The sequence below is a fragment of the Brevundimonas sp. genome (assembly GCF_016463485.1).
In the GTDB taxonomy this organism is placed as follows: Bacteria; Pseudomonadota; Alphaproteobacteria; order Caulobacterales; family Caulobacteraceae; genus Brevundimonas.
The window spans coordinates 1-14,044 of sequence record NZ_JAEMRD010000004.1 but is presented as its reverse complement, the minus strand read 5'-3'; the positions used below and the strand labels follow the sequence as shown (position 1 = coordinate 14,044).

11 protein-coding genes and 1 pseudogene are annotated in these 14,044 nt (G+C 67.6%); 3 read left to right on the top strand and 9 right to left on the bottom strand.

All coding sequences use genetic code 11. The annotated features are described in order from the left end of the window. Together JHC99_RS01560 and JHC99_RS01555 are read left to right on the top strand one after the other, a co-directional pair. Positions 1–2,425: TonB-dependent receptor (locus tag JHC99_RS01560; protein ID WP_292151716.1), on the top strand; the 2,425-nt coding region annotated here is incomplete at its 5' end. Positions 2,426–2,598: 173 nt separating this feature from the next. Then, the gene (locus tag JHC99_RS01555) at positions 2,599–3,162 is read left to right on the top strand and encodes a hypothetical protein (protein ID WP_292151715.1); all 564 of its coding nucleotides are present in this window, start codon (positions 2,599–2,601) and stop codon (positions 3,160–3,162) included. 15 nt (positions 3,163–3,177) lie between these two features. Here JHC99_RS01555 and JHC99_RS01550 read toward each other — a convergent pair whose 3' ends face one another. From JHC99_RS01550 to JHC99_RS01520, 7 genes are all read right to left on the bottom strand, one after another. Further along, positions 3,178–4,125, bottom strand: coding sequence for a methyltransferase domain-containing protein (locus tag JHC99_RS01550; RefSeq protein WP_292151714.1), 948 nt, complete (start codon positions 4,123–4,125; stop codon positions 3,178–3,180). A gap of 47 nt (positions 4,126–4,172) precedes the next feature. Further along, positions 4,173–6,839 (bottom strand): methionine synthase, encoded by a 2,667-nt coding sequence (gene metH / locus JHC99_RS01545; protein ID WP_292151713.1) that lies wholly within the window; start codon positions 6,837–6,839, stop codon positions 4,173–4,175. Positions 6,840–6,892: 53 nt separating this feature from the next. Beyond that, positions 6,893–7,411, bottom strand: a complete 519-nt coding sequence (locus JHC99_RS01540; RefSeq protein ID WP_292151712.1) for a RidA family protein — start codon at positions 7,409–7,411, stop codon at positions 6,893–6,895. A gap of 15 nt (positions 7,412–7,426) precedes the next feature. Beyond that, on the bottom strand, positions 7,427–8,986 hold the full coding sequence (locus JHC99_RS01535) for an FAD-dependent oxidoreductase (RefSeq protein ID WP_292151711.1): 1,560 nt from the start codon (positions 8,984–8,986) through the stop codon (positions 7,427–7,429). 121 nt (positions 8,987–9,107) lie between these two features. Further along, positions 9,108–10,202, bottom strand: a complete 1,095-nt coding sequence (locus JHC99_RS01530; protein ID WP_292151710.1) for a homocysteine S-methyltransferase family protein — start codon at positions 10,200–10,202, stop codon at positions 9,108–9,110. A gap of 1 nt (position 10,203) precedes the next feature. Beyond that, positions 10,204–11,181 (bottom strand): methylenetetrahydrofolate reductase [NAD(P)H], encoded by a 978-nt coding sequence (metF, locus tag JHC99_RS01525; protein ID WP_292151709.1) that lies wholly within the window; start codon positions 11,179–11,181, stop codon positions 10,204–10,206. Then, a complete protein-coding gene (locus JHC99_RS01520; protein ID WP_292151708.1) occupies positions 11,181–12,149 on the bottom strand; it encodes a metalloregulator ArsR/SmtB family transcription factor in 969 nt (322 codons plus the stop codon). The genes metF and JHC99_RS01520 overlap by 1 nt, the downstream gene beginning before the upstream one ends. A gap of 147 nt (positions 12,150–12,296) precedes the next feature. On the opposite strand from JHC99_RS01520, the gene JHC99_RS01515 reads away from it, so the two are divergent. Beyond that, the gene (locus tag JHC99_RS01515; protein ID WP_292151707.1) at positions 12,297–12,710 is read left to right on the top strand and encodes an EF-hand domain-containing protein; all 414 of its coding nucleotides are present in this window, start codon (positions 12,297–12,299) and stop codon (positions 12,708–12,710) included. A 6-nt stretch (positions 12,711–12,716) separates the two neighbouring features. On the opposite strand, the gene JHC99_RS01510 is transcribed toward JHC99_RS01515, so the two are convergent. Next, a complete protein-coding gene (locus JHC99_RS01510; RefSeq protein ID WP_292151706.1) occupies positions 12,717–13,643 on the bottom strand; it encodes a 2-hydroxyacid dehydrogenase in 927 nt (308 codons plus the stop codon). Between the two features lie 5 nt (positions 13,644–13,648). Further along, a pseudogene (locus tag JHC99_RS01505) lies at positions 13,649–14,044 on the bottom strand (class I SAM-dependent DNA methyltransferase); the annotation flags it as partial.

Below are 14,044 nucleotides of genomic sequence, written 5' to 3'. Positions count from 1 at the left end.
GATCGACGCGACCTACGGCTTCTATTCGCACCACAACGACTATGACGGCGTGGGCAACCTGCGCGCCGAAATCGCGCGCCGCGGCACGACCAACGCGGCCCAGTTCAGCCTGCCTGCCGACGATGTCTCCGACGGCGAAAGCAAGGAAATCACCCTGACGATGGGTGTGTCCTCGCCGGACGGCAAGGGCAACCTGCTGGCCTACGCCGGCTACCGTAACAACAACCCGGTGCTGCAAGCCGGGCGCGACTACTCGGCGTGCACCATCGGCGCGCCTGCCGCTGTGCGTCCCACGACCTATACCTGCGGCGGCTCCGGCACGTCGTTCCCGGGTCGTTTCACCGACTTCTCGGCGTTCAACTATACGCTCGGCGCCAACCAGACGTTTGTTCCGTTCAACGCTGACCTGAACAACTACAACTACGGCCCGATCAACTACTACCAGCGCCCCGACGAGCGTTACACGCTCGGTGCCTTCGGTCGCTACGAAATCAACGAGCACGCCGAAGCCTTCGCCCAGTTGATGTTCTCGGACTATTCGTCGGTCGCCCAGATCGCGCCCTCGGGCAGCTTCTTCAACACCTTCGACATCAACTGCGACACGCCGCTTCTTTCGACCCAGCAACGCGGTGCCATCGGTTGTACGCCAGCTCTGGTCGCTTCGGGCGGTCGGGTGCCGTTCTACGTCGGCCGTCGTAACGTCGAAGGCGGCGGTCGTCAGGACTCGCTGACCTACACCTCCTACCGCGCCGTCGTGGGCCTGCGTGGCCTGATCACCGAGGGCTGGAACTACGATATCGCCGCCCAGTTCTCGCGCGTTCGTCTGGCCCGCACGTATCTGAACGACTTCTCGGTTTCGCGTCTGACGCGCGCCCTGGACGTCGTCAGCGTCGGCGGCGTCCCGACCTGTCGCTCGGTCGTCAACGGCACGGACGCGGGCTGCGTTCCCTACAACGTCTTCGTTGCCGGCGGCGTGACCCAGGCCGCCCTGGATTATCTGCAAATCCCGCTGATCCAGACCGGTGAAACCACCCAGCAGGTCGTCACGGCCGCCGTCACCGGCGACCTGGGCGTCTACGGCTGGCAGTCGCCTTACGCCGCTTCGGGCATCAAGGTCGCCTTCGGCGCCGAGTACCGCCGCGACGCCCTGGCCTCGGTCACCGATGCCTCGTTCGCTTCGGGCGACGGCGCTGGCCAAGGTGGACCGACGATCGGCATCACCGGCGACGTCGATGTCGCCGACCTGTTCGCCGAACTCCAGATCCCGCTGGCCGACGATCAGCCCTGGGCCTACTCGGCCTCGATCGACGGCGCCTTCCGTCACTCCGAGTACGAGAACCTGTCGACGGACACCTACAAGTTCGGCGCCGACTACGCGCCGATCCCGGACGTTCGTCTGCGGGCCAGCTACTCGCACGCCGTTCGCGCGCCTAACGTGATCGAGCTGTTCGCCGCCCAAGGGTTCGGCCTGTTCGACCTGTCGACCGGCGACCCCTGCGGTCCGGCCCGCACCGCCACCCTGGCTCAGTGCACGGCCACCGGCGTTCCGGCCGCTCAGTACGGCAACGCCGGCCTGAACAGCCCCGCTGGTCAGTACAACCAGATCACGGGCGGTAACCCGAACGTGGCTCCGGAAGAGTCGGACACGATCACCTTCGGTGCCGTGTTCACCCCCAGCTTCCTGCCGGGCTTCAACCTGACCCTCGACTACTTCGATATCCAGGTCGACGGCCTGATCTCGTCGGTGGGTTCGGCCAACACGCTGAACCTCTGCTACCGCGACAACGATGCGGCCGCCTGCTCGCGGGTCAACCGCAACCCGAACGGGTCGCTGTGGATCGGCACCGGCTTCGTTCAGGATCTGAACATCAACATCGGTGGTCTCTCGACCAGCGGCGTTGACGTCAACTCCAACTACGGCTTCGACCTCGACACCTTCGGTCTCGGTGGCGCCGGCTCGATCGCCCTGAGCTTCGTCGGCACCTGGCTCGATACGCTGGAAACCGACACGGGCACCGGCACCGCCAGCTCGGTGTTCGACTGCGTCGGCTACTACGGCTCGACCCAGTGCGGCGTTCCGAACCCGGAATGGCGTCACCGCGCCCGCGTCACCTGGCAGTCGCCCTGGAGCGTGGATGTCTCGGGAACGTGGCGCTACTACTCGGAAGTCGACTTCGGTTCGACTCTGACGGGTGCCGTCGCCGGTCGCCTCGACTCGACGCTGGACGCGATGAACTACTTCGACGTGACCGCCAACTGGCAGGTCACCGATACGGTCTCAGCCCGCGCCGGTGTGAACAACGTGTTCGACACCGATCCCCCGCTGTCGGTCGCGGCCGGCACCGGCGGCAACGGCAACACCTATCCGCAGCTGTATGATGCGCTGGGTCGTTACGTCTTCTTCGGCGTGACCGCGAACTTCTAGGACCGACGGCCCTTCGGGGCTGGCGATCACGGAAACGGAATGGGCGGCGGATCTTCGGGTCCGCCGCCTTTTTCATGGGCGGCGGCGGGTCTGGACCTCGCCATGGAAAAACCATCGGCCCACGGCAAGCGTCGCCAAAGTCCAGATTCCACGTGCCCCAGGATAGTTCGCCCATGCTGATCGCCGCCTTCGCCGCCGCTCTTCTGTCCCAGACGCCCGCCGTGGCGGGTCAGGACGGCCCGATCTCGACGGCGAGCGGCGCGACGGAGACGGCGGCCCAGGTCCGGCTGCGTGAGGCCCTGGCCTATTCCAATCCTTTGCCGCGCGGCGCGCCGACGCAGGACTATCCGCTGGTCGCCTGGTGCGACGCCCTGGTCAGCGGCCATGTGCGGCTGGGCGAGACCCTGACCGACCGCAACGCCGAGGATCTGGAGATCATGCGCCTGGGTCGGCTGGAGGCCTCGGACTTCCGCTCCGCCCTCGCGGCGGCCGGACCACGCCAGACCGCAGCGACGCGCACGGCCGCGGCCCAGGCGGCGGCGGCGGCCACCGCGCGCTGGACCCCCTTGATCGCACAGCCTGACGAGGCCGCGCGCAGCCAGTCCTTCGGCCTGTTCTTCGGCCTGCCGGGGCGTTGCGAGCACGCGGCCCGGCGCATCCGCGCCAACATCACGACCCCGCCGGCAACCCTGGACGAGGTCGGCCTGCGCTCCGAAGGCGTCGATCCGGTCCAGTAGGCCGGACTGTCGCGTTCAGCCTGCGGGCGACCTGGACAGGTCGATCCGCCAGCCCAGCAATGCGCCATAGGCGTCATGCTCGAGCGCCCGCGCCGTGACGCTCAGGCCGACACCCTCGGCCCGGGCCAGAAATCGCTCCAGCCCGTCGACATCCAGGGCCGCGCGGGTCTGGCACAGCTGGCGATGGCGCCAGGCGGCGTTGCCGAACTCGAAATCGTCAAGCCGGGCCAGGCCGCTCGCCGGCTCATAGGCCGCGATCCGGTCCGCCAGATCGCCCAGATAGCTGACCATATAGGTGACGGTATCGAACGCCGGACCGACCCCGATCAGGCCGCGGCATTTCGTGACCGCCTGGGCAAACGCGGCGTGTGATGCGGCGCGTGCGGCCGGATCACTCTTCCCCTGGGCGGCGAAAGCGCGGCGACCCAGCCGGACGGCGGCTCCGGTGCCCAGCACCGCGTCATAGGCCTTCATTTGCGCCCGGGCCTGTTGCGTGATGACGCTGTCGGCGTGGTGGACCAGCAGGCGCGCCCGTCCGCCCGGTTTCAGGACGCGCGAAAGTTCCGCCAGCGCAGGACGGTGATCGGCGTATTCGATTCCGAACTGGGATGAGATCCCGTCGAAGGTGGCGGCCTCGAACGGCAGGGCCTCGACCGCGACACCGCCGATGAACGTCGGGCCGGGCTCGCCCGCAGCCGTCGCCGGGATGTCCGCATAGTCCACGCCGGTGACATCGAACGGTCCCGCCGCCTGGGCATAGCGGGCGACTTCGCCCGACCCCGTGGCCAGGTCCAGCAGACGGGCCCCCGCCGGGAAGGTCTCGAAGAACCCGCTCCACAAGGCGGAAGTGTCGAGCGCCCTCGGTCCCGTCGGGGTGTCGATCGACATCACCTCGGCCCGGCCTCGCGACCAGTAGGCGGTCCAGTGCCAGCCGGGGCGTTTCACGGGTTGAGAGGCGGCCATGATCCCGGCCTACAGAACGGCAACCGGGTACGCCAGCCGTACGCCCGTCATGCTGCCGCCACCCGCACCGTGGCAGCCGGCTCGTAGTTGAGGATCGGCGACAGCCAGCGTTCGGCGGTGGCGACGTCCCAGCCCTTGCGGCGCGCATAGTCCTCGACCTGATCGAGATCGATCTTGCCAACACCGAAATAGTGGCTGTCCGGATGGCCGAAATACAGGCCGGACACCGAGGCCGGCGGGCTCATCGCGAACGACTCCGTCAGGGCCATCCCGGCATTGGGCTCGGCCTGCAACAGCCGGAACAGGGTCGCCTTTTCGGTGTGATCGGGCTGGGCCGGATAGCCGGGGGCGGGGCGGATGCCCTGGTATTTTTCCTCGATCAGGTCCTGCGTCGTGGTGACTTCGTCGGCGGCATAGCCCCACAGTTCGGTCCGCACGGTCTTGTGCAAGGCCTCGGCAAAGGCCTCGGCCAGACGGTCGGCCAGGGCCGAGGACAGGATGGCTGAATAGTCGTCACCGGCGTCCTTGAACCGCCTGGACACCTCCAGTTCGCCATGGCCAGTGGTGACGGCGAAGGCCCCGATCCAGTCCGAGCCTTCAGGCGCGATGAAGTCCGACAGGGCCGAGTTGGGCTTCCCGTTCGACTTGGCGATCTGCTGGCGCAGGGTGTGGAAACGGGCGATCTCCTGCGTGCGCGCCTCGTCACCGAACACGACGATATCGTCCTGATCGGCGTTGGCGGGCCAGAAGCCGACGACGCCTTTTGCCGTGAACCACTTCTCGTCGATGATCTGTTTCAGCATCGCCTGAGCGTCCTTGAACAGATCCTGGGCGGCCTCACCGACGATCTCGTCCTCCAGGATCTGAGGATAGCGGCCGATCAGCTCCCACGACGCGAAGAACGGCGTCCAGTCGATGTGATCGGCCAGGTCGGCCAGGTCCCAGCTGTCGAACGTCCGCGTGCCGATGAACGATGGCGCGGTCGGACGCGGCGCGGCCCAGTCGATCTTGAACTTGTTGTCGCGCGCCTTGGCTATGCTGGTGCGGGCCTTGACCTCCAGGCCCCGGGCGTACTGTTCGCGGATGCGGATGTAATCATCACGCGTGGCGGCCTCGTTCTTGGCCCGCTCGGTCTTGGACAACAGGCCGGAGACGACGCCCACGGCGCGCGAGGCGTCGACGACATAGGTCGTCGATCCGCGATGGTATCCGGGCTCGATCTTGACCGCCGTATGGGTCCGGCTGGTCGTCGCCCCGCCGATCAGCAGGGGGATGTCGAACCCGCGCCGCTCCATCTCGCGGGCCACGAACACCATCTCGTCCAGCGACGGGGTAATCAGGCCGGACAGGCCGACAATATCGACCTTGTGCTCGATCGCGGCGTCCAGGATGCGATCGGCCGGGACCATGACGCCCAGGTCGATAACCTCGTAGTTGTTACACTGAAGCACGACGCCGACGATGTTCTTGCCGATGTCGTGGACGTCGCCCTTGACCGTGGCCATCAGGATGCGGCCGGCCTGTTCGCGCGGCTTGCCGGCCTTTTCGGCCTCCATGAAGGGTTCGAGCCAGGCCACGGCCTGTTTCATCACGCGGGCCGACTTCACGACCTGCGGCAGGAACATCTTGCCCGATCCGAACAGGTCGCCGACCACGTTCATCCCGTCCATCAGCGGGCCTTCGATGACGTGCAGCGGCCGCTCGACCGACAGGCGGGCCTCCTCGGTGTCGGCGTCGATATATTCGGTGATGCCGTTGACCAGGGCGTGTTCGATCCGCTTGCCCACGGGCTGGTCGCGCCATTTCAGGTCGACGACCCGGGCCACGCCCTTGTCGCCCTTGTAGTTGGGGGCGATGTCGACGAGCCGCTCGGTGTTGGAGACATTGGTCCGCTGCGGCCGGTTGAGGATCACATCCTCCACCGCCTCGCGCAGGGTCGGCTCGATGTCCGTATAGACGGGCAGGTCGCCGGCATTGACGATCCCCATGTCCATGCCCGCGGCGATGGCGTGGTACAGGAACACGGAGTGGATCGCCCGGCGCACCGGCTCATTGCCGCGGAAGCTGAACGAGACGTTCGACACCCCGCCGGAGATTCGGGCGTAGGGCAGGGTGGCCTTGATGACCTTGACCGCCTCGATGAAGTCGACGGCGTAGTTGTCGTGCTCCTCGATCCCCGTCGCCACGGCGAAGATATTGGGGTCGAAGATGATGTCTTCCGGCGGAAAGCCGACCTCGCCCACCAGGATGCGATAGGCGCGGGTGCAGATCTCGATCTTGCGCGCGGCGGTGTCGGCCTGGCCCACCTCGTCGAAAGCCATGACCACGACGGCGGCGCCGTAGCGCAGGCATTTGACCGCCTGGGCGCGGAAGGCGTCCTCGCCCTCCTTCATCGAGATCGAGTTCACGATCGGCTTGCCCTGGACGCATTTCAGGCCGGCCTCGATCACCTCCCACTTGGACGAGTCGATCATCACCGGCACGCGGGCGATGTCCGGCTCGGCCGCGATCAGGTTGAGGAAGGTGACCATGGCCTGCTTCGAATCCAGCAGGCCTTCGTCCATGTTGATGTCGATGATCTGCGCCCCGGCCTCGACCTGCTGGCGAGCCACGGTCAGGGCGGCGGTATAGTCGCCCTCGATGATCAGCTTCTTGAACTTGGCCGAACCGGTGACGTTGGTGCGTTCACCGACGTTGATGAAGGTGGGTCTCATACGCTTATTCTTTCGCTGCCCGTTCCCGCGAACGGGCAGACGGACTTTCGTATCTAGTGGGCGTGGGTCGGCAGGCGGGCGGCGGTGACCTCGATCTCGACCAGGAAGCCCGGCCCGGCCAGGCCCGCGACCTGAACCGTGGAGCGAGAGGGGCGGTTGGGTTGGTCCGCCGTGCCGAAATACTTGCCGTAGGCCCGCATCATGCCCGCGAAATCCATGCGCTCCGAGCCCGGTGCCGCCGTCAGATAGACGGTCATCGACACCACATCGCCCATGGTCAGGTTCCGCGTGGCCAGCAGCCGCTCGATCTTGGCAAAGGTCGAGGCCGACTGGGTTTCCGTATCGCCATAGGCCTCGACCGAACCGGCGGGTGCCGTGGTGTCGGTGACATCGGGCAACTGACCCGACAGGAAGATCAGCTCCGACCCGGCCGGGACCGTCACGGTCGAGGCGATGAAGGCGGTCGGCGAGCCATAGGTGCGCTCGATCGCGGGATGGTCATGGCTCTGCGCCAGAACGGGTGCGGCACAGAACAGGAGTGCGGCGGTCAGGGCGGGAAGGGCGATCTTCATGGTGCGGTCTCCGGTTCAGGCGGCTGCGGATTGGCGACGGGCGGCGATGGCGTTGACGGCGCGCCAGGCGCTGACGAAGGCTCCCTGCTGCCAGGCCCCGACGTGGCTCAGGTGTTCGCCGGCGAACAGATAGGGCCCGTCCGGCTCGTTCATCAAGGTATAGCCCGTCGGGTCTTGCCGAGCCACCGGTCCTTCGATGCCCAGACTGTAGGGGATGCTGCGCCAGTGGACGGTGACGCCGTCGGTCAGTGTGCCGCTCTGGCCCGGATGCAGCCGTTCGACGGTCTCGCGCGCATAGGCGTGCCCCTCGGCCAGCGGCAACGAGCCCAGACGCGTCGCGGGGCCGGCGAAACTGTAGCCGGCGACCAGGATACCCTTCTCGTGCAGGAATTTGCCGGACGGATACCAGGTCATCAGGGTGTCGCGGTCGGTAAACGACAGACCGCCATAGATGTGGTCGTTGGTCTCCCAGAAGCGCGGTGCCTGGAAGGCGATCTTGACCGAGTCGGCGTATCTGGCGTTCTTCACCACCGCCTGCCGGTCCGCCGAGAAGTCGTTGTCGATCCCGGCCAGGACCGAGAAGGGAATGGTACAGATACAGTGGTCGGCCGTGATCGCGTGGCTTGCGCCGGTCGCGTCCTTCCAGGTCGCCTCGACGCCCGTACCCTTGCGCTTCAGCCCGGTAATCTCGGCATTGAGCGCGATCGACGCGCCCAGTTTGTCGGCGAATGCCATGGGGATGCGGTCCATGCCCCCGACCGGCTGGAGCATGGTCGCCTGCATGTCGATGATGTCGTGAAAGGCCGGTGCCCCCCAGGCCATCGGATGCAGCAACGAGGCTAGGACCATGGCGTCGCGCGGCTTGCCTACGACATCGCCGGCAGCCGGTTCGATGGCGAAGCCGGCGCTCTCGCTGTGGCGGAACATCAGATCGGGGTCCAGCTCGCCCCAGCCGATCAGGTTCTCGACCAGCAGGGCCTTGTCCTCGGCGCTCAGGGCCACGTCGACGCCGCCGTTTTGGACACCCTTGGCCAGCAGGGAGGCGACGTTGCCGCGGATATTGTGGATCGCCTGACGCATCTGCAACGGCTTGCCGTCGTTCAGGCCCTCGGCCTGGATCAGGGCCCCGTGCGAGTGGTTGACCAGCACCTCCATCTCGACGCCCAGCGCCTTGCAGTAGCCGATCGTCGCCTGATGGTGGCTGGGAATGCGGGCCGGGCCGGCGTTGAAATACTGGCCGTCGTCGAAGGTGCAGACCTGCTCCGGCTTGTCCGTATGGGCGATCTTCGACCCGCGACGGACGGTCCAGTTGCGCCCCCCGACCCTGTCGCGTGCCTCGAGAACTGTCACGGCATATCCGGCCTTCTTCAGCTCAAAGGCCGCGCTGAGGCCCGCTAGCCCGGCACCGAGGATGACCACGCTCGCGCCCTCGCCGGAGCCAGGCGCGAGGGTCGGCGTCTGGGCATGGGCGACACCGTCGTCGACCAGCCCCATGGCCCGCATGGCCATATACATCCCGCCGGTCCCGGCCACCGCCGCCACCCGTGTCAGAAACGCCCGCCTCGTGCCGATCATGACTCATATCCCCATGGCTCATTTCGCAGATGCGAGAAGAGCAACACGGTTCGACGAGCGTGGCTAGGCCAGGCATCGTGAGAAATGCCGCCGGGCCCGGATGATCCAGCAAGTGTGGATGTCACGCCACCAGCTCGAACGGCTCCAGCCCCGACAGACGCATCGCGACCGGCCGTTCGGGAATCTCCCGCGTCGGCAGTTTCGACACCGCCTTTGCGGTATGGGCGATATGATCCGGCGTCGTGCCGCAGCAGCCGCCCACGATGTTGACCAGACCTGACGCCGCCCATTCCTCGATGAAGTGGGCGGTCTGGTGCGGTTCCTCGTCATACTGGCCCATGGCGTTCGGCAGGCCGGCGTTGGGATAGGCGGCGACCAGGGTGTCGGCGACGCGGCTCAGTTCGGCGATGAAGGGCCGCATCAGGTCGGCGCCCAGCGCGCAGTTGAAGCCGACCGCGAACGGCTTGGCGTGTCGCACACTGTTCCAGAAGGCCTCGGCGGTCTGGCCCGACAGGGTCCGGCCCGACCGGTCGGTGATGGTGCCGCTGATCCAGATGGGCAGAGGCTCCATGCCCTCGTCTTCCAGGTCCTTGATCGCCTTGATACAGGCCTTGCAGTTCAGCGTGTCGGTGATGGTCTCGATCAGATACAGATCGACGCCGCCCTCGTTCAGCGCCTTCACCTGATGGCGATAGGCGTCATAGACCTGGTCGAAGGTCACCAGCCTCGCGCCGGGATCGTTCACGTCCGACGACATCGACAGCATCTTGTTCAGCGGCCCGATCGAACCGGCGGCGAAGCGCGGCTTGTGCGGCTCCTTTTCCGTCCAGCGGTCGGCGGCGGCGCGGGCCAGTCTGGCACCCTCCAGGTTGATGTCCCAGACCGCGTCGGCCTCCAGCTTGTAGTCGTCCTGGGCGATGACGGTGGCGCTGAAGGTGTTGGTCTCGGAGATGTCGGCACCCGCCCCGAAATACTGGTCGTGCAGGTCCGAGATGACGTCCGGCCGAGTCAGGCACAGGATGTCGTTGTTGCCCTTCATCTGGTCGCGTTCGTTATAGCCGTTGGCCTCGACGAAGCGGTCGCCGCGGAAGTCGGCTTCTTCCAGCCCGCGACGCTGGATCATCACGCCCCAGGATCCGTCGAGGACCAGGATGCGTTCCCTGGCGGCCTTGTGCAGGGCGGCGACGCGTTCGGGGCGGGTGAGCGGAGACGTCATGTCAGGCAGCGGCCTTCTGTTCGCGAACGCCCAGCACGCGGCAGATCGCATAGACCAGGTCGGCGCGGTTCAGGGTGTAGAAGTGGAAGTCGGAGAAGCCCTCTTCCTGCAGCCGGGCGCAGGTTTCGGCGGCGACCGAGGCGGCCAGCAGCTTGCGGGTCTCGGGGTCGTCGTCCAGGCCGTCGAAATGCGAGGCCAGCCAGCCCGGGACCGAGGCGCCGCAGGATGCGCTCATCCGCTGCAAGGCGCCGAAGTTCGACACCGGCATGATTCCCGGCAGAAGCGGGATGTTGACCCCGGCGGCGCGGATCCGGTCCCGGAACCTCAGGAAGGCGTCGATGTCGAAGAAGAACTGGCTGATCAGCCGCGTCGCCCCGGCATCGACCTTGGCCTTCAGCACGTCGATGTCATGCTCGATCGACGGGCTTTCGGGGTGCTTTTCCGGATAGGCGCCGACGCTGGTCTGGAACCCGCCGACGCGCTGGATGGCCAGGGCCAGTTCGGTGGCGTTGGCGTAACCGTCTGCACGCGGCTGATAGACGCCGCCGATGCCGTCGGTTCCGGGCGGATCGCCGCGCAGGGCGACGATGTGATCGACGCCGATGGCCTTGTAGCTCTCGATCACCTCATCGACCTCGGAACGACTGGCGTCGACGCAGGTCAGGTGGGCGGCGGGTTTCAGCGTGGTCTCGGTCAGCATCCGCTGCACCGTGCGGTGGGTCCGCTCACGGGTGGAGCCACCGGCACCGTAGGTCACGGACACGAAGGCGGGGTTCAGCGGCTCCAGCCGGCGCACGGCCTGCCACAGGGTCTCTTCGGCCTTGTCGGTCTTGGGCGGGAAGAACTCGAACGAGACCCGCACCGGGTTTGCGTTGTCGCCGGCACGCGCGACCGGGCCCAGCGGCGACAGCAGCAGGGCGCGAGCGGCCGCCAGATTTGAAGGGCTGGGGCTTTCGGATTTCACGGCGGCGAGGGCCATCAGGCGGCGCTCCTGTTCAGGGCGGAAAGGGGAGGGCGGACGGCGCCCCAGATGGTGACCGTCAAACCGTCCGTGTCGGGCGGCAGGGCGACCGGCGCCTCGGTGGTCAGGCCCGCGTCGGCCAGCCAGCCGTCGATCTCCTCGGCGGCAAAGCCGAGGCGGCGGTGCTGGTGTTCGGCGCGCAGGTGTTCCAGCTCGTGCTGGGCGAAGTCGACGATCAGGATGCGGCCGCCGGGCGACACCAGCCGCGCCGCCTCGGTGACCGCCGCCTGCGGATCGGCCAGATAGTGCAGCACCTGATGCACCAGCACGAGGTCGGCACTGCCCGCCGGCAGCCGGGTCGAGAAGATGTCGCCGTGGCGCAGTTCGACATTGGTCAGCCCGGCCTCGGCGACATTGGTGCGGGCGATGTTGAGCATGTTGTGGCTGAGGTCCAGCCCCGTCAGACGCCGCGCCCGGGCCCCCAGCAGGGTCAGCATCCGGCCCGATCCGGTGCCCAGGTCGACGATCCGCTCGAACGGCCCGTCGCCGGCGGCCTGGCGGATCGCGGCCTCGACGGCGGTTTCGGCGACATAGAGGGAGCGGATGCGGTCCCACTGGGGTGCGACCCGTTCGAAATAGGCGGCGGCGGCGGCCTGGCGCTCGTTGCGGACCTGGTCCAGGCGCAGAAGGTCGTCCTCGCCCGCCGTGTCGGCCAGCAGGTCCAGGATGGTCTCGATCAGGCGGCGCGTCACCGGCTCGGACGACAGGCGATAGAAGACCCGGGCCCCGTCGGGAAACCGCTCGATCAGCCGGGCGTCGCTCATGACCTTCAGGTGGCGCGACACGCGCGGCTGGCTCTGCTCCAGCACGCTGGACAGCTCCATCACCGACAGTTCCTCGCTGGCCAGCAGGGCGAGGATACGCAGGCGGGTCGGCTCGCCGGCCGCGCGCAGGGCTTCCACAGTCTGTTCGGCCGTCAGCGACATGCAGACATATAAGGATATCCTTATATGTTTTGGCAAGGAAAAACGGCCGGGCCGACCCGTTCATCGCTTTCGCGCGCGGCGGCCCCCCTCGCCTGCGAAGGAATGCCGCGCTAGGATCGTTGAAGGGGCTGGTTTCAGGAGACCGCAATGTTCAAGACCATCTTCGCCGTCGCGGCCATGACCGCCGCCGTCCTGCCGTCGCTGGCGCTCGCCCAGGCCGGCGGGGCCATGACGCTTGCCGCCATGACCGCCAAGGCCGACGAGACGTTCGACGCCGCCGACTTCGACCAGAGCGGGGTGCTCAGCGCCTCCGAACTGGCCCGCGCGGCCCAGGATCTGGGTGCCGCAGGACAGGGGCTTTCCCGCGCCGACGCCAATCGCGACGGCCGCGTCAGCCGCACCGAATACCACGCCGGTTACGCCGCCATGTTCGCCCGGCTGGACCTCGACGGAGACGGCTCGATCAGCCCGGCCGAGCGGGCCCAGTTCCGGGGCTTCGACCTGGGGCGCGGCCTGCTGGGCGGGGGCACGGCCATGCCCGGCCCCGACGGCGGCCGCTAACCCCTATCACGCCACCGGCGTCACTGGCGGCTCACCCGCCAGCACCGCCTGAAGGTTCTGCATCAGCAGCATCAGCATGCCCCGCACCGCCTCCTGGGTCGCCCCGCCCGTGTGGGGCGTCAGGACGGTGTTGGGCACGTCGGCCCACCGCGCCGCATCGACCGGCTCGGTCTCGAACACGTCCAGCGCCGCCTGCCCGAGCGCGCCGGACCGCAGCGCGGCGATCAGGGCGTCCTCGTCGACCACCTGGCCGCGCGCCACATTGACCAGCAACCCCTGAGGCCCCAGCGCCGCGATCACCCCGGCCGAGATCAGCCCGACATTGGTCTCATCCGCCCGGCACGCGACCACCAGGATGTCGCTCTGGTCTGCCAGCGCCATCAGGCTGTCGGCGCGGGGCCACGGGCCGGCCTTCTCGCGCGGCCCCCACCACCGCACGATCATCCGCATCGCCTCGGCCCGCCGCGCCACGGCCTCGCCGATCAGACCCATGCCGACGATCCCGACCCGCTGCCCACCCAGCGACGGCGTCATCAGCTTTGACTCCACCGTCCACAGACCGGCCCTCAGCTCCCGGTCGCCGCGCACGATCTCGCGCCGCGCGGCGAGGATCAGGCCGATCGCGTGGTCGGCGACATCCTCGTGATTGACCCCCGGCGCATGGCTGACCGGCAACCCCCGCGCCCGACACCATTCGACGTCGATCCGGTCATAGCCCGAGGTGAAACAGGCGATCAGCTTCAGGTTCGGCAACCGCTCGATCAGCCCCTTGTCCAGCTCGAACTCGCCCGCCACGATCACCGCCTGGATCAGAGGCTCGGCCTGCGCCGGCGGCCCCTCCCAGAACCGATAGACGTCGTACGCGCTCTCCAGGAACGGCGTCAGCTGCCCCAGGTGGCGCTGCATGATCAGGACGGCGGGGCGTTGGGTCATGGGTCTCAGGCCGCCTTTCGGGCCAGATATCTACCGTCCGGCAGGGCCGTGATCTCGGCATAACGCACCAGGGTGTTCAGGGCCTGGACCACGCGCTGCTCGATCTTCCTGCCGCCGCCCTTGAAGGCACGCGCCACGGCGGCGGCGTCCATCGGACGGGTGGAGGACACCAGCACGGCACGGATCGCCATGACCTGCTCACCCTTGTCCTTGGGAAAGGCGGGCAGACCCTTGTCGATCGCGACGATGGTGGCCCCAAGATCCAGCTCCCCTGACTTGGCGACAGCCCCCTTGGCGAAGCGGGGGATCTGATAGTCGGGACGCAGCCAGCGGACGTGCCCGGCGGCCTCTTCGGCCGCGCGCTCGGCGTTCAGGGCGACGAGGCGTTCGAGGATGATTTC